We start from the raw sequence: 21283 nt of genomic DNA on the forward strand, positions 1-21283 counted from the left end.
GTTCCCGCAGGCCGGCCCCGAGCGGCGATAATCGCCGGTTCTTTTTTCCTCCTCTTCATCCATTCATCAGGGGCAGTGCACATGGCATCGGTCAACAAAGTCATCCTCGTCGGCAATCTGGGCCGCGATCCCGAAACCCGTACCTTCCCGAGCGGGGACCAGGTCTGCAACGTGACCCTGGCCACCACCGACAAGTGGAAGGACAAGCAGAGCGGCGAGATGAAGGAAGCGACCGAGTGGCACCGCCTGGTGTTCAACGGCCGCCTCGCCGAAATCGCCGCGCAGTACCTGCGCAAGGGTTCGCAGATCTACGTAGAAGGCCAGATCCGCACCCGCAAGTACCAGGACAAGGACGGCGTCGAGAAGTACGCCACCGACATCCGCGTCGACCAGATGCAGATGCTGGGCAGCCGCCAGGGCATGGGCGGCCCGGCCGGCGGCGGTGACGACGGCGGCTATTCGCAGGGCGGCGGCAATGGCGGCGGCGGTGGTGGCGGTTACTCGCGTCCCGCGGCCGCGGCACCGCGCCAGGCACCGGCCCCCCGCCAGGCGCCTGCTTCGGCGCCGGCGCGTTCGTCGTCGGGCTTCGACGACATGGACGACGACATTCCGTTCTGAAGCCTTTCGGCCTTCTCGCCCAATGAACAAGGGCCTGCGCTTCGAGCCGCAGGCCCTTTTTTCTTTGGGCCGGAAATCCATGGCCGCACGGGGCCCAGGGGCCTGGCCTACCGCTTCGAGCCCTCCGGATAGTCCTTGACCACCTCGAGGAATGCCGCCAGGACCGGCGAGCGATCGGCCTGCCGGTAGACGCAGCTCAGCTCGATGTCCTTGAGGTGGCGCGACTTCAACGGCCGGAACACCACGCCGGGCAGCCGGAGCATGGCGCCGGATTCGGTCGTGATGCAGAGCCCGAGCCGGGCCGACACCAGCGCCACGCAGGTCGTGACGTCCTCCACTTCCTGCGCGATGCGCAGCGCCACCTTTTCCCGCCGGAACGCGTTCATCACCTCCTGCGCGAGCCCGGCCAGGGGCGTGTTCGGATAGAGGACCATGGGTTCGTCCGCCAGGTCGGCGATCGAGACCTGCGCCCGCGCGGCCAGCGCATGGTCTTCGTGCATGCCCACGTACATCGGCTCGCGCAGCACCCGGCGCACCGCCAGATCGGGTTCCGCGGGCGGCAGGCGATGGAAGCCGACCGTGATCCGGTGCTCGCGCAGCGCCTGGATCTGCTCCCCCTTGGTCAGCGTGTGCAGGTGGATGCGCACGTCGGGGCGCAGCGCATGGAAGCGGCCGATCAGCAGCGGGATCACATGCAGCACGCCCGAGCCGAAGATGCCGACCTGCAGGTCCCCCGTCAGGCCCTTGCCCGCGCGCAGGGCGCGTTCGCGCGCGAGCTGGGACAGAGCCAGGATGTTGGGCACGTCCTGCAGCAGCGATTCGGCGGCTTCGGTGAGTTCCACGCCACGCGGGGTGCGCAGGAACAGCGGCGTGCCCAGGTCCTCCTCGAGCTGCCGGATCTGCCGCGACAGCGGCGGTTGCGCCATGTGCAGGCGCTCGGCCGCGCGGGAAAAGCTGCGTTCCTGCGCGAGCGCCAGGAAGTAGCGCATCTGTCGCAAATCCATTCGATGACTCCTCGGGCAGGGGATACCAAAAAAGTATGGCAGGCGCCCACGACAGTATTGGACTGTATCGCGCGGCAGCGCGAACATTCAGCCCGAGAAGACAGGCAGCGTGGCAGAAGACGGCAGACAGGAGACCCGGACGATGATCATCAAGACCCAGCAGGACGTGACCGCCGCGGTGCTCGCGGAACTCGCGCGCGCCGAAGACCCGCGCTTCAGGGAGATCATGCAGGCCGCGGTCCGGCACCTGCATGGCTTCGTGCGCGACGCCCGCCTGACCGAGGCCGAGTTCCACCGGTCGTGCGCGCTGATCGCGCAGCTCGGGCAGCTCACGACCGCATCGCACAACGAGGTGGTGCTGATCGCGGGCTCGCTGGGCATCTCCTCGCTGGTCTGCCTGCTGAACAACGGCGACCAGGGCCAGACCGACACCACCGCCAACCTGATGGGGCCGTTCTGGCGCATGGATTCGCCGCGCACCGAGAACGGCGGCTCCATCGTGCGCACCCCGACACCGGGCGCGCCGATCTTCGTGGACGCCTGGGTGCGCGACCGCCAGGGCCAGCCGGTGGCGGGGGCCGAGGTCGACGTGTGGCACACCTCCGCCGATGGCCTCTACGAGAACCAGGACCCGGCCCAGGGCGACATGAACCTGCGCGGCAAGTTCACCACCGATGCCAAGGGGCACATCGCCTTCCGCAGCGTGAAGCCGGCCGGCTATCCGATCCCGCTGAGCGGGCCGGTGGGCGCGTTGCTGCGCGCGCAGGGGCGGCACAACATGCGGCCCGCGCACATCCACTTCATGATCCACAAGCCGGGCTTCAAGACCCAGTTCTCGCAGGTCTACTCGAGCGACGACCCGAACCTCGAGACCGATGTGCAGTTCGGCGTCACCCGGGCGCTGGTCGGGCAGTACGTGCTCCATGGCAGCGGCGACCTGCCGCCCGCGGCGGACGTGAGCGGCCCCTGGTACTCGCTCGCACACCATTTCGTGATCGAGCCGGGCGAGGCCCGGCTGCCCGCGCCACCCATCACCGGCAAGGCCGGCGGCGAACGCCCGCAGCTTCAGGTGCTGGCGCGCCGCCCATGAAGAAGAGTCCGTCGTGCCCATGGCCCGGACCGGCCGGGACCGCCATCGCATGGCCGGTGCCGCCGCACCCCTCCCGCCCCCTCCCTCCACCGAGTGCCACCCCATGCCCATTGCATTGATCAAGATCATCGAGGGGCGCAGCGCCGAGAAGAAGCGACGCCTGATCGAAAGCGTGTCGCGCGCCATGGCCGACAGCCTGGAGATGCCGATCGACGGCGTGCGCGTGCTGCTGGACGAATACCCGGCGGACCGCTGGGGGCGCGGCGGACAGCCCCTCGGCGTCGCGCCGCCGAATGCCGAGCGCCCGCCGGACCCGGTGGCGCAGGCCACGGCCAAGCTGCTGTCCAACTGAATCAAGCCACGCGCCGCGAAGCGAAGGCGGCTGCGCTACCGCGGATCGCCGGCGGGAGCGCGAGCCCGTGGCGCTTCACACCGAACCACGGAGACACCATGAACGACAAGCCCCCACTCGACATCCAGCAACTCATCGACCGGCAGCGCTTCGGCGCCTTCCACGGGGTGCTGCTGGCCCTCTGCTTCCTGATCCTGGTCGTGGACGGCTTCGACACGGCCGCGATCGGCTACATCGCCCCCGCCCTGCTGGCGGAGTGGGGTGTGGAGAAGTCCGCGCTCGGGCCGGTACTGAGCGCGGCGCTCTTCGGCCTCGCGATCGGTGCGGTCACTGCGGGGCCGCTGGCCGACCGGGTCGGCAGGAAGGCGGTGCTGGTGGTCTCGGTCGCGTTCTTCGGCATCGCCAGCCTGGCGACCGCCTTCTCCACCAGCCTCGAGATGCTGACGGTCCTGAGGTTCGTCACCGGACTGGGGCTGGGCGCGGCCATGCCGAACGCCGCGACCCTGACCGCGGAATACGCGCCGGCCGCGCGCCGCTCCTTGCTGACCAACGCGATGTTCTGCGGCTTCCCGCTGGGCGCGGCGGGCGGAGGGCTCGTCGCCGCATGGATGATTCCCCACCACGGCTGGCGAAGCGTCCTGGTGCTCGGCGGTGCGCTTCCGCTGGTGCTGGCCTGCGTCCTGGCGTGGCGGCTTCCCGAGTCGCTGCGCTACCTGGTCGTCAACCGCAAGCCCGCCGACCGCATCCGCAAGGTCCTGCGCCGCATGACGCAGCGGCCGATCGCCGAAGGCACGGTGTTCGTCGTGCCCGAGCCGACCCAGGCCTCCGGCAAGCGCGCCATCGGCCTGGTGCTGTCGCGTGCCTACCTGCTCGGCTCCGTGATGCTCTGGCTGACCTACTTCATGGGATTGCTGATCTTCTACCTGCTGACCAGCTGGATGCCGGTGCTGATGAAGGAGGTGGGCTTCAGCATCGAGCGTGCGGCCCTGATGGCCGCGCTGTTCCCTTTGGGTGGTGGCATCGGTGCCGTGGCCGTCGGCTGGTTGATGGACCGCACCAACCCCCATGCGGTGATCGCCGCGGCCTATGCACTGACCGCGGCCTTCGTGTTCGGCATCGGCCAGGGCACCGCGAGCCTGGGGGTGCTCGCCACGCTCATCTTCCTGGCCGGCGTGTTCATGAACGGCGCGCAGACGGCGATGCCGGCGCTGGCGGCCCAGTTCTATCCGACGCAGGGCCGTGCGACCGGCGTGTCGTGGATGATGGGCATCGGTCGCTGCGGTGGCATCGCCGGCGCGCTGGTGGGCGCGGAACTGATGCGCCGGCACCTGGGCTTCGACATGATCTTCACCCTGGCCAGCGTGCCGGCGCTCATCGCGACCCTGGCCCTGGTCGTCAAGCTCGTGGCCAGCCGGGGTGTGCACGCGCTGGCGGCACCGGCCGACCTGGCGCAGCGAACCCGCTGAACGGGCGGAGGCCCTGGCCGTGCTGGCGCAGGGCATGCCGACGCTGGAATGGGGTCGCCGACAATGCGTCCCCATGACCATCAACCTGCAGACCCTCAAGTGCGCCGAATGCGGCAGCAGCGTGCTCGGGCGCACCGGCCTCAACCAGTACGAGTGCGCGCATTGCGGATCGGTGGCGGTGGTGGAGGACGATGTCTCGGCGCGGCTCGATCGGGTGCTCGAGCAGGTCAAGGATGCGGCGGCCGATCGGTTGGCGAAGGAGCAGGCGGCGCGCAGTGCGCAGCAGATCCGGATGATGGGGCTGGCCTTCGGCGCGATGGTGGTGTTGGGCGTCGTGGTCTTTGCCGTCAGCGCCTTCCTGCCCAAGAGCCGCTCCGGCGCGGCGATCGCGCCGATGGCGGCGGCAAAGGTCGACCGCACGATCCCGGTCGACGGGCTCAAGCTCGGCGAGCCGCGGCAGGTGCTGGTCGGCAGCGGCAGTTCGGCGCGGCCCAGGCTCTTCGTGCTGGCGCGCAACGAGACCGGCCAGGCCCTCGAGACGCCGCGCGTCGAGGCGCAGTTCTACGACGGCGAGACCCGGCTCGGCGCGCGCACCGAGAGCCTGCCGGTGGCGCTGCTGATGCCGGGCGAGTCGGCGCCGCTGCTGATCGATCTGCCGAACGGCGACCAGGCCGTCACGCGCCAGGAACTGACTGTGTCGCGGCTGTCCGCGCCCCAACGCGTGGTCGACGGGCCCGCGCTGCGCTTCGCGCGCGTGCGGCTGGTGCAGCAGAAGGACGAGCTGCGGCTGGTGGGCCGCCTCGTGAACCCGCGCACCGACGCCACGTTGACCGGCCTGCAGGTGCTGGCCACCGCCTACGACGACAGCGGCGCGCCGATCGGCTTCGGCCGCGGCTACGTGCAGGGCAGTGAACTGCGTCCCGGCGAACGCAGCGCGGTCGAGGTGCGCATCGACCGCTTCGGCGGCAGCACGCCCGTCGCCGCCTGGGACTACCGCATCGACCAGCATGTGAGCCATGCCGACGGCAGCCGCAGCGCGGTGCGTGCGGCCGACCGCGTGGTGCGCACCGTGGGCGCGCCCGAAGCCTTCAACCCCGAGCTGCGCATGAGCACCGAGGACCTGCTGGCCGAGGACGCCGAACGCTTCGACCTGGCGCAGCTCGAGCTGCTGCCGCTGATCCCCGGCGTCAACACGATCCGCCAGCGCACCTACATGACCGAGCTGGTGAACCGCAGCAAGGACCTGATCGCCGTCACGCCGGCCGCCGTGATCTCGCGCTTCGACGGCAACACCCTCGACGGCACCACGCGGCTCGACGGCATGGCCTACCTCTATCCGGGCGAGCGCATGCCGGTGCAGGTCGATCCGCGCCGGGCCGACCGCATCACGCAGACCCGGGTCGAGTGGAAGCCGATGCGTGCCGCGGCGTTGCCGGGCCCGCGCATCCCGCTCGAAGTGCGCGTGACCGGCACCGAGGCCCAGATGGGCAGCGTGCTGGTCAACTTCAGCCAGCGCTTCAGCTACAAGGCCGTGCTGGTCAAGGGCGAGGTGAAGAACCCGGGCGCGGCCATCGTGCGCAAGGCGCGGGTCTGGGTCAGCCTGCGCGACAAGGCGGGGCGGCTCACCGGCTTCAAACCGGTCGACAAGCTGCCGGCCATCGGCCCGGGCGAGAGCGTGCCTTTCGAGGTGCGCATCGAGCAGCAGGGCGACGATTTCGCGACGGTGAGCACGGTCTACCAGAGCACCGAATAGCCGGCAGGCGCACACGCGCAGGCCCTCAAGTAAAGTGGCGCCCCTTGCTCCAGACAACGAATCCCCCCTTGCCCGACGATGGCCTGCGCCTCGAGGATGTCACGCTGGTGCGTGGCACGCGGCGCGTCTTCGAAGGGCTCACGCTGCATTTGACCGAACGCCGCATCGGCCTGGTCGGTGACAACGGCGCCGGCAAGAGCAGCCTGTTCCGCTTGCTGTGCGGGCTCGACCGGCCCGAGGCGGGGCGGGTGCGGGTGCACGGCCTGGACACGGTCTCCGAGCGACGCCAGCTGCCGCGCCACATCGGCCTGATGTTCCAGAACCCCGACGACCAGATCGTCTTCCCGACCGTGGCCGAGGAGCTGGCCTTCAGCCTGACGGCGCAGGGCGCGGCGCGCGCCGCGGCACGCGTGCAGGCGAAGGATTTCCTCGCGCAGCGCGGCCTGGCGGACTGGGCCGGCCGCGCGGTGGGCGAACTCAGCCAGGGCCAGCGCCAGCAGGTCTGCCTGCTGGCGCTGCAGATCTGCAGCCCGCGCACGCTGCTGCTCGACGAGCCCTTTGCCAGCCTCGACCTGCCGAGCCAGGCGCGCCTGTCGGCGCAGCTCGCGGCGACCGCGCAGCAGGTGGTGGTGTCCACCCACCAGCTCGACACCGTGCGCGACTTCGAACGCGTGCTGTGGCTGGCCGACGGTCAGGTGCGCGCCGACGGCCCGGGCCCGGCGGTGTGCGCGGCCTATGCCGACGACGTGCGGGCGCGCGCCGAGGCCTCGCCCCCCCACGGCGGCATGCCGCATGCGTAGCCTCTACTCGTCGCAAAGCACCTGGCTGCACGCGCTGCCGGCCTGGCTCAAGCTCGCGAGCCTGTCGGTCGGCGGCACGCTGCTGGTGCTGATGAACCGGCCGCTGCCGCTCGCCGTGGTGTTCGGCGTCGTGCTGCTGTGCTTCGCCTCGCTCGGCCCGCCCGCGTGGCGCCGCGCGCGCATGCTGCTGGGCATGGCGGTGGCCGGCGCCCTGATCGTCGGCTTCCATGTGGCGCTGGGCTCGACCCTGCTGGGCGTGGTGAGCGCCTTGCGGCTCGCGAGCGCCGCGCTGCTGGCCCTGATGCTCACGCTGAGCACGCGCTTCGACGACCTGCTGGCCGTGCTCGAGGCGGTGCTGCACCCGCTGCGGCGCCTGGGCGTGCCGACCGAACGGCTGGCGCTGGGCCTGGGGCTGATGCTGCGTTTCGCCGAGAATTTCCATGCCCAGTGGCAGCGCCTCGACGACGCCTACCGGGTGCGCGCGGGCCGTGGCGGCGGTTTCCGCCTGCTCGCGCCGCTGACCATCCGCACCCTGCAGACCGCGGAGCGCGTGGCCGACGCGCTGGCGGCCCGGCTGGGCCGTTGACTCCGGCCCTGCCACGACATTTCCGTTTCCTCACTGGATCGACCCCCCATGACTTCCTCCGCCGGTTCCCTCACTTCGTCCCGTTCGCTGTCCTATGTCGCGCTGTTCGCGGCCCTGATGGCGGTGTTCGGCCTGATCCCCAAAATCGACCTGCCCTTCGGCGTGCCGATCACGCTGCAGTCGCTGGGCGTGATGCTGGCCGGCTGCCTGCTCGGGCCGCGGCGCGGCTTCTGCGCGGTGGCGCTGTTCCTGCTGGCCGTGGCGCTGGGCCTGCCGCTGCTGCCGGGCGGCCGCGGCGGCCTGGGCGTGTTCGTGGGGCCGACCGCGGGCTTCCTGTTCGGCTGGATGTTCGGCGCCTTCGCCTGCGGCCTGCTGATGCGCCGCATGGCGCGCCTGAGCGGTGCGGCCCTGTGGGCCGGCGCCTTCGCGGCCGCGCTGGTCGGCGGTATCTTGGTGGTCTATGCCTTCGGCATCGCCGGCCTGTCGTGGGTGGCCCACATGTCGCTGACGCAGGCCACCATGGCCATGCTGGTCTTCATTCCGGGTGACCTGGTCAAGTGCGCGCTGTGCGCGCTGCTGGTCCAGACCGTGATGCGCGGCATGCCGGGCTGGCGCCTCGATCGTGATTAAACGCTGCCGCGCGCGAACACCGTCTCCGACACATAGGCCTTGCGCGGCCCGTGCACCGTGTGGCGGATGACGAAGCGGCCGTCGGCCAGGAAGCGGTAGCGGCTCTCGTAGGTGTCGGGCGTGCACAGGTGCGTGGCGGCGCCGGTCCAGCCGTCGCCGTCCGCGGTCAGCGCGATGGCATGGAAGAGCCGCGGCGGGGTCTCGGCGAAGAACACGGCCAGGCCGTCCGGCGCCCGTTCGAAGCGGTACGCGCGGTGCCCGTCGAAGGACTGGCCGTTGGCCAGCCGCACCCGGCCGTTCTCGCGGTAGTGCAGGCTGTCGGGGCCTTCACGCGTGAACAGCGCGACGCCTTGCATCTCGGCCTGGCCTTCGATGGTGCGCATCAGCTGCCAGGCGCCTTCGAGCCGGTCGAAGACCGCCTCGGCATCGCCCCAGGGCGGCTGGGTGGGTGAATGGCGGCGGGTCATGGCAGAACTCTAAGGCAACGGCCCTAGCAGAGCCCGCAATGGCCTGCTCCAGCAGGCAGAAGCCGATCGGTCCATGATGCGCGCCATGGCCGATTTCTCCATCCTCGATCTCTCCCCGATCTGCGAGGGCAGCGATGCCGCGCAGTCGTTCAAGAATTCCCTGTCGCTGGCGCAGCATGCCGAGGCGCAGGGCTACCGCCGCTACTGGCTGGCCGAGCACCACGGCATGCCGGGCATCGCGAGCGCGGCCACGGCCGTGCTGCTGGCCCACATCGGCGCCGGCACCTCGACCATCCGCATCGGCGCGGGCGGCGTGATGCTGCCCAACCATTCGCCGCTGGTGATCGCCGAGCAGTTCGGCACGCTCGAGTCGCTCTACCCGGGCCGCATCGACCTGGGCCTGGGCCGCGCGCCCGGCTCCGACCAGCGCACCGCGCGCGCGTTGCGCCGCAACCTCGAATCGGATTCCGACCAGTTCCCGCAGGACGTGATCGAGCTCATGGACTTCATGAGCAAGGAACCGCGCCAGCCGGTGATGGCGGTGCCGGGCCGCGGCCTCGAGGTGCCGGTGTGGATCCTGGGCTCGAGCACCTTCGGCGCGCAGCTGGCGGCGCACCTCGGCCTGCCCTATGCCTTCGCCTCGCACTTCGCGCCGCAGCAGATGATGGCGGCCATCCGGATCTACCGCGAGAGCTTCAAGCCCTCGGCGCAGCTGGCCAAGCCTTACGTGATGCTGGGCTTCAATGCCTTCGCGGCCGAGACCGACGAAGAGGCGCGCTTCCGCGCGAGCTCATGGCAGCAGGCCTTCGTGAACCTGCGCAGCGGCCGGCCGGGCCGGCTGCCGCCGCCGGTCAAGGACTACTACGCGAGCGTGGGCCCGGCCGAGCGCGCGCTGCTCGATTCGGTGCTGTCGTGTTCGGCCGTCGGCTCGCGCGAGACCGTGCGCGCCGGCCTGGCGGCCTTCATCGAGAGCACCGGTGCCGACGAGCTCATGATCACCGCGCAGGTCCACGACCACGCGGCGCGGCTGCGCTCCTACGAGATCGTGGCCGGGCTGCACAAGGAGCTGTTCCCGGCCTGAGCCACGCACTCTTAGCGTGGAACACCGCGGAACCGGCTTTGCCGGGCCGCTGGTGTTGCCCCCTGAAAGGGGGTGGGCGCTGCTACACGAAGTGAGCGAGCCTGGGGGTCAGCGTGGGTACGTGCCGGGCAGCAGGATCTTCTTGTCCACGTTCTGGATGTCGGTGTGGCCGCAGAAGGCCATGGTCACGTCCAGTTCCTTGTGGATCAGCTGCAGCGCCTTCGTCACGCCGGCTTCGCCCATCGCGCCCAGGCCGTAGGCCATGGCGCGGCCGATCATGGTGCCGCGCGCACCCAGCGCCCAGGCCTTGAGCACGTCCTGGCCGCTGCGGATGCCGCCGTCCATCCAGACCTCGGTCTTCGCGCCCACCGCGTCGATGATCGGCGGCAGCGCCTCGATGCTCGAGGGCGCGCCGTCGAGCTGGCGGCCGCCGTGGTTGCTCACCACGATCGCGTCGGCGCCGGCATCGACCGCCAGCTGCGCGTCCTCGGCCACCATGATGCCCTTGAGGATCAGCTTGCCGCCCCATTGCTTCTTGACCCATTCGACGTCGGCCCACGACAGCGTGGGGTCGAACTGCTCGTTGGTCCAGGCCGAGAGCGAACGCATGTCGCTCACGCCCTTGACGTGGCCGACCAGGTTGCGGAAGGTGCGGCGCTTGGTGCCCAGCATGCCCAGGCACCAGGCCGGCTTGGTCGCCAGGTTGACGATGTTCTTCAGCGTGGGCCGCGGCGGCGCGGTCAGGCCGTTCTTCAGGTCCTTGTGGCGCTGGCCGATCACCTGCAGGTCCAGCGTGAGCACCAGCGCGCTGCACTTGGCGTTGCGGGCACGCTCGATCATGCGGGCCATCGACTCGCGGTCGCGCATCATGTAGAGCTGGAACCAGAAGGGCGCCTTCGTGTGCTCGGCGATGTCCTCGATCGAGCAGATGCTCATGGTCGAGAGCGTGAACGGGATGCCGAACTTCTCGGCCGCGCGCGCCGCATGGATCTCGCCGTCGGCATGCTGCATGCCCGTCAGGCCCACCGGCGCGATCGCGACCGGCATCTTCGCGGCCTGGCCGACCATGGTGGTGGCGGTGGTGCGGCCTTCCATGTTGACCGCCACGCGCTGGCGCAGCTTGATCTTGTGGAAGTCCTCGCTGTTGGCGCGGTAGGTGCCTTCGGTCCACGAACCGGAGTCGGCGTAGTCGTAGAACATGCGCGGCACGCGCTTCTCGGCCAGGACGCGCAGGTCTTCGATGGTGGTGATGGTGGTCATGTCGGGACGGTGTCGGAGGAAAGGGGAGCGTGCCGCACTGTAGGGGCAGCGGGCCGGCGGCGGCGTGAATTCTGGACCGGGTGCGCGTGAAGCTTTTTCACTCGCGCAGCGCCTGGCGCAGCCAGTCGACGAAGGCCGCACATTCCCAGCGCTCCAGCGTGCCCGGTTTCCAGCACAGGAAATAGTCGTTGGGTGAGCGCACGCTCTCGCGTGAGAGCCTGACCAGCCGTCCGCTGTCGAGCCAGGCCTGGCCCAGCTTGAGGCGCATCAGCGCCACGCCGAAGCCGGCCACCGCGGCGTCGAGCACCAGCCCCAGGTCGTTGAACTGGGTGCCGGTGCGCGGCTCGGGCAGGCCGATGCCGCAGGCCCGGAACCAGGTGTGCCAGGGCTCGAGCGGCGAAGGGATCAGGTGCGCGCGCGCCACGATCTCGTCGCTGTCGAAGCCCTCGAGCGGGCCGGTCTCGTGCAGGTACTCGGGGCTGCAGACCGGGCAGATGTCCTCCGACAAAAGGTGCGTCGATTCGCGCTCGGCAAAGGCGCCCTGGCCCAGGCGCAGCTCGATGTCGGCCTCCTCGGCCGTCAGGTGGTGGCCCGGGATCGTGACCTGCAGCATCAGCTCGATCTCGGGATAGGCATGGCGAAAGCGCGCCAGCCGCGGCAGCAGGATCTGGCGCGAGAAGGTGGGCGTGACGGCCACCCGCAGCCGGGTCGGTGCTTCGGGACCGCGCTGGCGCCCGGGCACCTGCTGCAGCGCGGCCAGGGCCTCGCGCACGCGCGGCAGGTAGGCCGTGCCCTCGGGGCTCAGGCTGAAGTCGCCGCGGGCGAAGACCTTGCAGTCGAGCTGGGTCTCGAGCTGGCGGATGCGGTGGCTCACCGCGCTGGGCGTGACGCTCAGTTCCTCGGCCGCCTGGGTGACGCTGCGCAGGCGCGCCAGCGCCTCGAAGGCGAGCAGGCTCTGGATGGGCGGGATGCGGGACATGGCGGCGATTGTGGCGCGCCCGCAGCGGCCGGGGCCGCTCGGTGATTTCCCGCATGCGGGCACCGGTCGGCCGGGGCTGGGACAATGGCGCCCTATGACAAAGCAGCGCATCGTGGTCGGCCTGAGTGGCGGCGTCGACTCCGCCGTCACCGCGCACCTGCTCAAGCAGCAGGGCCACGAGGTGGTCGGCATCTTCATGAAGAACTGGGAGGACGACGACGACAGCGAGTACTGCTCGTCGAACGTCGACTTCATCGACGCGGCCAGCGTGGCCGACGTGCTGGGCATCGAGATCGAGCACGTCAACTTCGCGGCCGACTACAAGGACCGCGTCTTCGCCGAATTCCTGCGCGAGTACCAGGCCGGCCGCACGCCCAACCCCGACGTGCTGTGCAACGCCGAGATCAAGTTCAAGGCCTTCCTCGACCACGCGATGCGGCTGGGCGCCGAGAAGATCGCCACCGGGCATTACGCGCGGGTGCGCCTGAACGAAGGCACGGGCCGGCACGAGCTGCTCAAGGGCCTGGACCCGGCCAAGGACCAGAGCTATTTCCTGCACCGCCTGAACCAGGCGCAGCTGTCGAAGACGCTGTTCCCGGTGGGCGAGCTGCACAAGACCGAGGTGCGCCGCATCGCCGACGCCATCGGCCTGCCCAACGCGAAGAAGAAGGACTCGACCGGCATCTGCTTCATCGGCGAGCGGCCCTTTCGCGAGTTCCTCAACCGCTACATCTCCAAGGAGCCGGGACCGATCAAGGACGAGCGCGGCCGCACGCTGGGCGAGCACCAGGGCCTGAGCTTCTACACGCTGGGCCAGCGCCAGGGCCTGGGCATCGGCGGCGTGAAGGAGCGCGGCGCCCAGCGCGGCGCGGGCGACCATTCGCCCTGGTTCGTGGCGCGCAAGGACATGGCGGCTAACACGCTCTGGGTGGTGCAGGGCCACGACCACCCCTGGCTGCTGTCGCAGACATTGAGCGCCGACGACGCGAGCTGGGTCGCGGGCAGCGCGCCGGCGGCGGGCCACTACGGCGCCAAGTCGCGCTACCGGCAGGCCGACGCGGCCTGCGCGCTGGGCGAGAGGGCCAACGGTGCCTTCCGCCTCGATTTCGCGCAGCCGCAGTGGGCGGTGACGCCGGGGCAGTCGGCGGTGCTGTATGACGGTGACGTGTGCCTGGGGGGCGGAGTGATCGCCTCTCCCCCCGAAGCGCCTTCGGCGCCTCCCCCCCAAGGGGGGCGACACCGGCGGCCCGGCTGAAAACGTGCGAATGAACCTGCTGCGCACCCCGATCCCGCATCTGCGGTGCTCACCGCACGGGAGTGCGGCTCCGCTCCTCAATGCAGGCTCGGGGCGCTCGCGACGGTTCCTTCACACGTTTTGAGCCGACTCAACGCAGCGGCGTGGCGTGCACCGAAGCATCGGTGTGGATCAGCGACAGCGGATGGCGCTGGCCCGCCAGGTAATCCTCGATGCATTCCAGCAGCAGCGGGCTGCGGTGCCGGTCGGCGCTGGCGCGGAGTTCGTCGGGCGTCATCCAGAGCGTGCGCACGATGCCCTCGTCGAGCGCGCGCCCGGGCTCGAAGGCGCCCAGCGTGCCGGCGAAGGCGAAGCGCAGGTAGGTGACGTCCTCCTCGCTGTCGCGCTGTTCCGTGGCGGTGCTCGGTGCGCGCTGGAAGCGGGCCATGTAGATGCCCACCAGCGCGGTGGGCGTGAAGTGGTGGGCGGTTTCCTCCAGCGCCTCGCGGGCGCAGCCCTCGGCGGGCGATTCGCCGGGATCGAGGTGGCCGGCCGGCGTGTTGAGCTTGAGGCCGTGGGCCGTGTGCTCTTCCACCAGCAGGAAGCGGCCGTCGCGTTCGATCACGGCGGCCACCGTGACGTTGGGTCTCCAGCGTGTCGTCATGCCGGACTCAGCGCAGCACGTAGCCGCTGAAGCGCCAGATGCGGTCGCTGTCGAGGTGGAAGCTCAGCAGTTCGCGCACCGGCGTGGGCCGGTCGGCGAAGCGGCTCTCGTATTCCACGCTCACGTACTGGCCGCCGAGCTCGGGGTCGGGGTCGTTCACCACCTGCCGGTTCACCGCCACCCAGGTGCGCTGCTGCGGAGCCCCGAGCGGCGCGCGCGCCTTGGCGACCATGGCGATGAAGTCGGCGCGCGGCACCCGCTTGCGCGCCACCGGCGCGGCCCCGTCCCAGAGCTCGCCCACCTGGTCCTGGTCGATCATCTGCACCGCCTGCAGTCCGCCGCGCACCATGTCGCTGGGCTCCACCTCCTGGGCGGCTGCAAGACCGAGGCCGCCGGCGAGGCAGAGGGCGGCAACGGCGAGTTGGGCGAAGCGGATCATCTTTTCATTCCTTGTGGTGAGGAGGATGGCCCAGTGCCTCCATGTCGGCGGCGCTGGGTCGCGGAAGAACCAGGGTGACGGTGCAGCCGGCATCGGCCGCACTGTCGATCTCGATCGTGCCGCCGTGACGCTGCACGGCCGTGCGCACCAGCAACAGGCCCAGGCCCACGCCGTGCACCTCCGGGTGCGTCTCGCGGTGCAGGCGATGGAAGGGCTGGAACAGCTGCGACTGTAGCGCCGGGGGAATGCCCGGCCCATGGTCGCGCACGGCGATGGCCCAGAAGTTCTCGCGCGCGCGCACCGAGCAGTCGAGCTCGGCACCGGTCGGCGAGTACTTGAGCGCATTGCTCAGCACGTTGGTGAGCGCGCGGGTCAGCAGGGAGCGGTCGGCGATGCAGGGCGCCTCTTCGTGGGTGCTGGAGAAGCGCACCCGGACCTGCTTGCGGTGCGCCAGGCACCAGGCGTTGTCGATGGCCTGCTGCAGCAGACTCGCCACGTCGAGCACCTCGGCCTGGAAGGGCTGGGCCTCGGCGCGCGCCAGGTTGACGAAGCCGTCGGCCAGTTCGAGCCCGGTCTGCGCATGGCGCTCGATGCGCTCCAGCAGCACCTGGCCGCCCAGCACTTCGGGGCGTGTGCGCGCGAGCTCGACCGCCGTGAGGATCGAGGCGCTGGGCTCGCGGATGTCGTGCGAGATGAAGCGCAGCGCCTCGTCGCGCTGGCTCTGCGCCTGCCGCATGGCCGTGATGTCGACCAGCGCGCTCATCCAGCCCGCATGGCGGTTGCGCGCGTCGAAGAAGGGCACGCAGCGCAGCAGCAGGATGCGGCCCAGGGCGTCTTCGCCCTCGCCCAGGATGGGCTGCCGCTCGCCCGAGCGCAGCGCGCCGCGCGTCAGCATCGGCGCGCCCGTGGTGCGCCAGCGCAGGTCGGCCAGCAGCTCGTGCGCATCGCGGCCCACCAGGCTCTGCGGCGCCATCTTCCAGTGGCGGGCCGCGGCGAGGTTGGCGATGAAGACGTGGCCGCCGCGGTCCAGCACCAGCGTGGCATCGGCCATGTGGTCGATGCCGTCGCGCACGAAGCGGTGCAGGTCGCGCATGCGCAGGCCGGCGGCCGAGGTGGCGCTCATCTGGCGGTCCAGGAAGTCGCCCTCGAGCTTCGGCGGGCCGGCCACGGGCAGGCCGTCGAGGGCCTCGTTGAGCTGCTCGGTGCCCCAGCGCAGGTAGCGCAGCGCCGCCGTCAGCCGCATCAGGCTCCACAGCGGATAGACCAGCAGCAGGCCCAGGAAGCCCGAGGCCGGCGTGAACTGGATGCCGACCCAGGGCCGGGCGTTGTGCAGGCCGAGGCGCACCGCGAGCAGCGCGCAGATCAGCGCCACCACCGCCAGCGGGCGCAGCCACAGCAGGCCCAGCAGCGCGATGGCCATCGGCACCAGGTTGTAGGCCAGGTCCTGGGTCGGGCTGGCCACCACCACGTGGCGCCCGTTGAGCAGCGCCTGCAGCACGCTGGCGAAGACCTCGACGCCCGGCATCAGGCCGGTCGGGCGCGGAATCGAGGTCGCGTACAGGTCGCCCAGCCCGGCCGCGGTGGCGCCGACCAGCACATAGCGGTCGCGGAAGGTGCCCGGCGGCACCTGGCCGCGCAGCACGTCGATGTACGACACAGTCTGGAAGGGCGGCGCGCCGGCGGAACCGGCAGCGGTGAAGATGATCGCTTCGTGCCCGCTGCGCACCCAGGGCCCGGTCGGCTTCCCGGTCATCGCGAGCGGCACGGGCCCGGTCGGCGGCGGGCCGCCGGCGTAGGCCTGCGCGGCCTGCTGCAGCGCGAGCGCGAAGTGCGGCCAGCCGCGGCCGGCGAAGCCTTCGCGCAGGTAGACGCTGCGCACGACGCCGTCCTCGTCCAGCGACAGGTGCGCATGGCCGACGGCCGCCGCGGCCCGGGCCAGCGCCGGCACGGGCAGCAGCTCGGACTGCTGCTGCGAGCCGCGCGACTGCAGCGCCATCGGCAGCACGACGCAGCCGCTGTCGGCGATGCCCGTGGCCAGCAGATCGTCGTCGCCGGGATGGTCCCGGTCGGCTTCGGTGAGCAGCAGGTCGAGGCCGATGCAGCGCGGGTTGTCCGCGGCCACGCGGCGCAGCAGCTCGGCATGCAGGGCGCGGCGCCAGGGCCAGCGGCCGATGGCCTCGATGCTCTGCTCGTCGATGGCGACGATCACGATCTCGTGCGAGGGCGGCTGGCGCATCTCGGCACTGGCGTTGTCCTGCAGCATGCGGTCGAAGCGCGGCATGGGCTGCGTCAGCGTGAGCAGCGTGACCAGCGCGGTCAGCCCGCCCGCGAGCAGCAGCCAGGCCAGCCGGCGCACCAGCATCCGGCGCAAGCGGCTCTGCCGGCGCGGGCGGCGATCGTGCGAAGGGGGCGCCGGCGCAGCGGACATGGCGAAAAGAAGGCGCTCAGGGCCGCTCGACCGGGCTGCCGTCACCCGTGCGCAGGACCTCGCCGCTGGCGGTGTCCACCACTGGGCCGATGTGCACCGTGCGGGCCGCCGTGAAGGGGCCGGCCAGGCCCGAGGCGTCGCGCGCCTGCAGCCGCAGGTGGTAGTTGCCGCGCGCCGGGCCGCTGATCGTCCAGTGCGGCGCGGCCAGCTCGACGTCGAGCAGCGGCGTGCGGAAGTCGGGCTCGCGCGCGAGCTGCGCGCGGAAGGTCTGGCCGGGCTCGGCGCGCCAGTGCAGCGTCGGCTGTTCGCGCCGGTCGTCCAGCCGCAGGTCGGCGATGGTGGGCGTCGACACGACGGTGAAGGATTGCGGCGCGGCGAAGGGGCCCTGGCGCCCGGCGCCGTCCGCATCGCGGGCGAGCGTGGCCACGCGCCACCAGTAGGCGCCGGGCGCCAGCGCGGCCAGGCCGAGCTCGCAGCCGCCGGTGCGCGTCTCGTCGAGCACCGGCCGCGCGAAGTCGGCCGTGGTCGCCACCTGCAGGCGCACGCCCTGCGCCCCGGCCGGCGCGGCGCAGACCAGCCGGCCGGCCTCCGCGGTGAGGCGCGTGTCCGGCGCGGGCGCGCGGTAGCCCGGCGGCACCGGCCGGGCCTGGATGCGGAAGGGGTGGCCGATCTTGGGGCCGGTCAGGCCCTCGCGGTCGATGGCGCGCACGCTCATCCGGTAGTCGCCGTCCTCCAGCGCCGGGAACTGCACGCGCCCGCCCTCGAAGACGCCGTTGCGCAGCACCTCGCTCAGCCGCTCCGGCCGCGCGATGCGCACTTCGTAGCCGGCCACCGTGCCCGTGGGCGTCGGCAGCTGGAACACCAGGCGCTCGGCGTCCTGCAGCAGGTCGGGCAGGGTGGACGGGTCGGGCGGCGGCGGCAGGGCCGGGCGCTTGTGGAAGGCGCCGCTGGCCTCGAGCACCGCGCCCTCGCCGGCCTGCAGGTCGGCCACGGGTGCGCCGTGCGTGCGTGGCCGCATCTTGACCACGCCCGTGGTCACGGCCGTCGAGACCCGGCCCTCGGGCGAGACCGCCACGGCGAAGCGCGTGCCGCGCACGCTGGCGACGGCGCCCGGCGCATGGATCTCGAACAGCCGGCCCTTCGGCTGCGGTGCCACCTCCGACTCGACCTTGCCGCGGCGCACCTGGATCACCGATTCGTAGGCGCCGGTGGCGCGCTTGCTGCGCAGTCGCTTGAGCTCGACGTCGGAGCCGGCCAGCACCCGCACCACCGAGCCGTCGGCCAGCCGCAGCCGCAGGAAGCCGTCCGTCGGCACCTGGATCTGCGTGCCTTCCGTCACCGCGTCGCCGGTGGCCAGCGGGCTCGCGGGTTCCGCGGCTGCGGCCGGCCTGGTCCTGGATTTCGCCGCGGGTGCGGGCCCCTCGATCGGCGCGATGCCGACCGCGTCGCCCTGCACGAACTCGACCCGGGCCGTCGCCAGGGAGGCCGGGCGCAGCCAGGCGCGCGGGATGCGCAGCACGCTGCCCGCTTCGAGTTCGTCACGCTCGCCCAGGTGGTTGATCGCCTGCAGTTCCCGCCAGCGCGAAGGCGAGCGCAGATGGCGTTCACCCAGGGCCTGGAGCGTGTCGCCGGGCCGCACCTGGAGCCGAAGATCGCCGCGCGGCGCCGCGCCCGCCTGCAGGCCGCCCGCCATCGTCAGCGCACCCGCCCACAGCACGGCCAGCGCCCGCCGGCGCGGGCGTCGGGCGGGCGTCATTCCGGCGTGCCGCTGGCCGACTCCCGCGTCGTCGTCGTGAAATCGCTGCCGTCGATCGACTCCAGCCGGTAACCGAGGCCATAGATCGCCGACAGCAGGAAGCCGTTGGCGGGGCGCAGATCGAGCTTGGTGCGCAGGCGGGAGATGTGGGTGTCGAGCGAGCGCGAGGGCGTCTCGGCGCCCAGGCCCCAGACCGCTTCGCGCAGGTGTTCGCGCGACAGCAGGCGGCCCAGGTTCTGGAACAGGAACAGCGCGAGCTCGTACTCGCGGTGCTTGAGCTCGGTCGGTTCGCCCTTGAAGCGCAGCGTGCGCGAGTGGGGATGGAAGTGGTAGGGGCCGAAGATCAGTTCCGGCTCGAATTGCGCGGGATAGGAGCGCCGCAGCAAGGCCCGCACCCGCGCCTCGAGTTCGGCGATGCGGATCGGCTTGACCATGAAGTCGTCGGCGCCGGCCGTGAGCCCTTCCACCATGTCGGCCTCTTCGCGGCGGTTGGTCACGAAGAGGATGGGCAGCCGGCTGTTGAGGTCTTCCCGGATCCAGCGCACCACGGTCGGTCCCTGCACATCGGGCAGCGTCCAATCCAGGATCAGCAAATCGTAGGTCTGCAGGCGCAATTCGCGCAGCAGGGTGGTTCCATCGGAAAAGCCATGGCATTCATGGCCGATTCCTTCCATCGTCAGGCGAATCAGATCCAGTTGGCCCGATTCGTCGTCAAGTGCGGCAATGCGCATTGCAACTCCCTTTTGTTTTGAGGCCCGGAGTCTAGGTGCGGGGCGTCTGTCGACCAAGTGTATCGAGTCTTTCAACTGTCAACTAGTGCACGGATGTGGTCTTAATAGTCAACAATTGTCATTAATTGCCAAAAATCGGACCTATTGCCTTGGTGGCCGCCCTGGGTGCTGATTACATTGCGCGAAGCAAAAAATTGCCCATTCCGTTTATTTGACATTCATTTGCAATTGAATGGGTCTGCGGTGGGTGGGTCGCAATGATTCTGAAGAATTCTTTCAAAAAATCCATGGGGTTGCTGGCCGCTGGCACGGGCTTGCTGATGGGCTGTGGCGCATCGCCCGGGCCCGATCTGGCCGCCTGGACCTTTGGTGGCACGGCGCCGGTCGTGCGCGCCGTCGGCAGCTTTCCGGACCGCGCGCTGGTCGCGCAGCTCGAACCCGGCGTGCGGGAGGCCGACCTGCTGCGCTGGTTCGGCGCGCCGGACCTCGGCCGCGAGCGGGACGGTGCCGATGCCGCGGCATGGGAATACCTCTTCCATTTCCGCAGCGGCGGCGGCGTCACAAGCTGTCGCGTCAAGCTGGGCTTCGACGGCGCACGCACCGTGCGCAGCGTCCATTGGCAGCCCTCGGCCTGTGGCGACTGGTTGAGCGTCAAGACGCCGGCACAGGCGCAAGGAAAAGCCGCTCCCTGAAAACAAACGGCTGCACCCCTATAGGCGCATTGCGGGAAGTCGGCGGGTGCTTCGGGTAAGCTCCGGCGCGAATAACAACGCAGCCCCGCTGCCCCGAGGAGATTCCTTATGCTGATAGGAGTACCAGCGGAGACGCTGGCCGGAGAAACACGCGTGGCGGTGACGCCGGAGACCGCGAAGAAGCTGGTGGCGCAGGGCCACGTGGTGATCGTTCAATCGGGCGCGGGCGTCGCGGCCAGCGTGACCGATGCGGCCTATGAAGCCGTCGGTGCGCGCATCGTCGATGCGGCCGAGGCCTTCGCCGCCGAGATCGTGCTCAAGGTGCGCGCGCCGTCCGATGCCGAAGCCGCGCGGCTCAAGCCCGGTGCGGTGGTCATCGGCATGCTCAACCCCTTCGATGCCGCGGGCCTGCAGCGCCTGGCGGCTGCCGGTGCGGTGGGCTTTGCATTGGAAGCGGCCCCGCGCACCACCCGTGCGCAAAGCATGGACGTGCTGTCCTCCCAGGCCAACATCGCCGGCTACAAGGCCGTGATGATCGCGGCCGACCAGTACCAGCGCTTCTTCCCCATGCTCATGACGGCGGCGGGCACCGTCAAGGCCGCGCGTGTGGTGATCCTGGGCGTGGGCGTGGCGGGCCTGCAGGCGATCGCCACGGCCAAGCGCTTGGGCGCAGTGATCGAGGCCTCCGACGTGCGCCCCAGCGTGAAGGAACAGATCGAATCGCTGGGCGGCAAGTTCATCGAGGTGTCGTACGACACGCCCGAAGAGAAGGAAGCGGCCGTCGGCGTGGGCGGTTATGCCAAGCCCATGCCCGCGAGCTGGCTGGCACGCCAGCAGGTCGAAGTGGCCAAGCGCGTGGCGCTGGCGGACATCGTGATCAGCACGGCGCTGATCCCGGGCCGCGCGGCCCCGACGCTGATCACCGAAGAAATGGTCAAGAGCATGAAGCCGGGCTCGGTGATCGTGGACATCGCCGCGGGCAAGGGCGCCGATGGCGTGGGCGGCAACTGCCCGCTGTCGGAAGCCGACAAGACCGTGGTCAAGCACGGCGTGACCATCGTGGGCGAGACCAACCTGCCCGCGCGCGTGGCCGCCGATGCGTCGGCGCTGTATGCGCGCAACGTGCTGGACTTCCTCAAGCTGATTTGCCCCAAGGAGGGCGGCCTGAAGATCGACCTCGAGGACGACATCGTGGCGGCCTGCCTGGTCACGCGCGACGGCCAAGTGACGCGCAAGTAAAAGAACAAGGAGCC

The 21283-nt window shown here is 70.6% G+C and carries 21 protein-coding genes; 12 read left to right on the plus strand and 9 right to left on the minus strand.

Features of this window, described 5'->3' with window-relative positions:
• Nucleotides 1–81: 81 nt before the first annotated feature.
• Nucleotides 82–618: a single-stranded DNA-binding protein gene (ssb, locus tag QTI20_RS29025; RefSeq protein ID WP_183024236.1), complete on the plus strand. Its 537-nt coding sequence runs from the start codon at nucleotides 82–84 to the stop codon at nucleotides 616–618.
• A gap of 107 nt (nucleotides 619–725) precedes the next feature.
• Here the strand turns inward: ssb and QTI20_RS29030 are convergent, their stop codons facing one another.
• On the minus strand, nucleotides 726–1622 hold the full coding sequence (locus QTI20_RS29030; RefSeq protein WP_286555798.1) for a LysR family transcriptional regulator: 897 nt from the start codon (nucleotides 1620–1622) through the stop codon (nucleotides 726–728).
• A 142-nt stretch (nucleotides 1623–1764) separates the two neighbouring features.
• Here QTI20_RS29030 and QTI20_RS29035 point away from each other — a divergent pair, with 142 nt between their 5' ends.
• The 7 genes from QTI20_RS29035 (at nucleotide 1765) to QTI20_RS29065 (ending at nucleotide 8299) form a co-directional block, all read left to right on the plus strand.
• A complete protein-coding gene (locus QTI20_RS29035) occupies nucleotides 1765–2712 on the plus strand; it encodes a dioxygenase family protein (RefSeq protein WP_286555796.1) in 948 nt (315 codons plus the stop codon).
• 103 nt (nucleotides 2713–2815) lie between these two features.
• On the plus strand, nucleotides 2816–3064 hold the full coding sequence (locus QTI20_RS29040) for a 2-hydroxymuconate tautomerase family protein (protein WP_286555794.1): 249 nt from the start codon (nucleotides 2816–2818) through the stop codon (nucleotides 3062–3064).
• Nucleotides 3065–3162: 98 nt separating this feature from the next.
• Complete coding sequence (locus QTI20_RS29045; protein ID WP_286555793.1) at nucleotides 3163–4530, plus strand: MFS transporter; 1368 nt, start codon at nucleotides 3163–3165, stop codon at nucleotides 4528–4530.
• A gap of 73 nt (nucleotides 4531–4603) precedes the next feature.
• A complete protein-coding gene (locus QTI20_RS29050) occupies nucleotides 4604–6283 on the plus strand; it encodes an FxLYD domain-containing protein (RefSeq protein ID WP_286555791.1) in 1680 nt (559 codons plus the stop codon).
• A gap of 68 nt (nucleotides 6284–6351) precedes the next feature.
• On the plus strand, nucleotides 6352–7083 hold the full coding sequence (locus tag QTI20_RS29055) for an energy-coupling factor ABC transporter ATP-binding protein (protein WP_286555787.1): 732 nt from the start codon (nucleotides 6352–6354) through the stop codon (nucleotides 7081–7083).
• The gene (locus QTI20_RS29060; RefSeq protein WP_286555786.1) at nucleotides 7076–7669 is read left to right on the plus strand and encodes an energy-coupling factor transporter transmembrane component T family protein; all 594 of its coding nucleotides are present in this window, start codon (nucleotides 7076–7078) and stop codon (nucleotides 7667–7669) included. The genes QTI20_RS29055 and QTI20_RS29060 overlap by 8 nt, the downstream gene beginning before the upstream one ends.
• A 48-nt stretch (nucleotides 7670–7717) precedes the next feature.
• Nucleotides 7718–8299 (plus strand): biotin transporter BioY, encoded by a 582-nt coding sequence (locus QTI20_RS29065; protein WP_286555784.1) that lies wholly within the window; start codon nucleotides 7718–7720, stop codon nucleotides 8297–8299.
• On the opposite strand, the gene QTI20_RS29070 is transcribed toward QTI20_RS29065, so the two are convergent.
• Complete coding sequence (locus QTI20_RS29070) at nucleotides 8296–8766, minus strand: DUF6314 family protein (RefSeq protein ID WP_286555782.1); 471 nt, start codon at nucleotides 8764–8766, stop codon at nucleotides 8296–8298. The genes QTI20_RS29065 and QTI20_RS29070 overlap by 4 nt on opposite strands.
• Before the next feature lie 85 nt (nucleotides 8767–8851).
• On the opposite strand from QTI20_RS29070, the gene QTI20_RS29075 reads away from it, so the two are divergent.
• Nucleotides 8852–9847, plus strand: coding sequence for an LLM class flavin-dependent oxidoreductase (locus QTI20_RS29075; RefSeq protein WP_286555781.1), 996 nt, complete (start codon nucleotides 8852–8854; stop codon nucleotides 9845–9847).
• Between the two features lie 108 nt (nucleotides 9848–9955).
• Here QTI20_RS29075 and QTI20_RS29080 read toward each other — a convergent pair whose 3' ends face one another.
• Together QTI20_RS29080 and QTI20_RS29085 are read right to left on the minus strand one after the other, a co-directional pair.
• Nucleotides 9956–11107 (minus strand): alpha-hydroxy acid oxidase, encoded by a 1152-nt coding sequence (locus QTI20_RS29080; RefSeq protein ID WP_286555779.1) that lies wholly within the window; start codon nucleotides 11105–11107, stop codon nucleotides 9956–9958.
• Nucleotides 11108–11204: 97 nt separating this feature from the next.
• Nucleotides 11205–12086: a LysR substrate-binding domain-containing protein gene (locus QTI20_RS29085; protein ID WP_286555778.1), complete on the minus strand. Its 882-nt coding sequence runs from the start codon at nucleotides 12084–12086 to the stop codon at nucleotides 11205–11207.
• Nucleotides 12087–12180: 94 nt separating this feature from the next.
• On the opposite strand from QTI20_RS29085, the gene mnmA reads away from it, so the two are divergent.
• Nucleotides 12181–13341, plus strand: coding sequence for a tRNA 2-thiouridine(34) synthase MnmA (gene mnmA, locus QTI20_RS29090; RefSeq protein ID WP_286555777.1), 1161 nt, complete (start codon nucleotides 12181–12183; stop codon nucleotides 13339–13341).
• Between the two features lie 130 nt (nucleotides 13342–13471).
• On the opposite strand, the gene QTI20_RS29095 is transcribed toward mnmA, so the two are convergent.
• The 5 genes from QTI20_RS29095 to QTI20_RS29115 are packed head-to-tail and all read right to left on the minus strand — an operon-like array spanning nucleotide 13472 to nucleotide 19338.
• Nucleotides 13472–13984: an NUDIX hydrolase gene (locus tag QTI20_RS29095; RefSeq protein ID WP_286555775.1), complete on the minus strand. Its 513-nt coding sequence runs from the start codon at nucleotides 13982–13984 to the stop codon at nucleotides 13472–13474.
• Between the two features lie 7 nt (nucleotides 13985–13991).
• Nucleotides 13992–14423 carry a DUF4019 domain-containing protein gene (locus QTI20_RS29100; RefSeq protein WP_183024251.1) on the minus strand — a complete coding sequence of 144 codons (432 nt, stop codon included), beginning with the start codon at nucleotides 14421–14423 and terminating at the stop codon, nucleotides 13992–13994.
• Nucleotides 14424–14427: 4 nt separating this feature from the next.
• On the minus strand, nucleotides 14428–16851 hold the full coding sequence (locus tag QTI20_RS29105) for a CHASE2 domain-containing protein (protein WP_286555773.1): 2424 nt from the start codon (nucleotides 16849–16851) through the stop codon (nucleotides 14428–14430).
• Between the two features lie 16 nt (nucleotides 16852–16867).
• A complete protein-coding gene (locus tag QTI20_RS29110; protein ID WP_286555772.1) occupies nucleotides 16868–18607 on the minus strand; it encodes a FecR family protein in 1740 nt (579 codons plus the stop codon).
• Nucleotides 18604–19338, minus strand: coding sequence for a response regulator transcription factor (locus tag QTI20_RS29115; RefSeq protein WP_286555770.1), 735 nt, complete (start codon nucleotides 19336–19338; stop codon nucleotides 18604–18606). Before QTI20_RS29115 ends, QTI20_RS29110 begins: the two co-directional genes overlap by 4 nt.
• 257 nt (nucleotides 19339–19595) lie before the next feature.
• On the opposite strand from QTI20_RS29115, the gene bamE reads away from it, so the two are divergent.
• Both bamE and QTI20_RS29125 read left to right on the plus strand, forming a co-directional pair.
• Complete coding sequence (gene bamE / locus QTI20_RS29120; protein ID WP_286555768.1) at nucleotides 19596–20030, plus strand: outer membrane protein assembly factor BamE domain-containing protein; 435 nt, start codon at nucleotides 19596–19598, stop codon at nucleotides 20028–20030.
• Between the two features lie 108 nt (nucleotides 20031–20138).
• Nucleotides 20139–21269, plus strand: a complete 1131-nt coding sequence (locus tag QTI20_RS29125) for a Re/Si-specific NAD(P)(+) transhydrogenase subunit alpha (RefSeq protein ID WP_286555767.1) — start codon at nucleotides 20139–20141, stop codon at nucleotides 21267–21269.
• The last annotated feature ends 14 nt before the right edge of the window (nucleotides 21270–21283 follow it).

This window comes from Variovorax sp. J2P1-31 (genome assembly GCF_030317215.1).
GTDB lineage: Bacteria > Pseudomonadota > Gammaproteobacteria > Burkholderiales > Burkholderiaceae_C > Variovorax.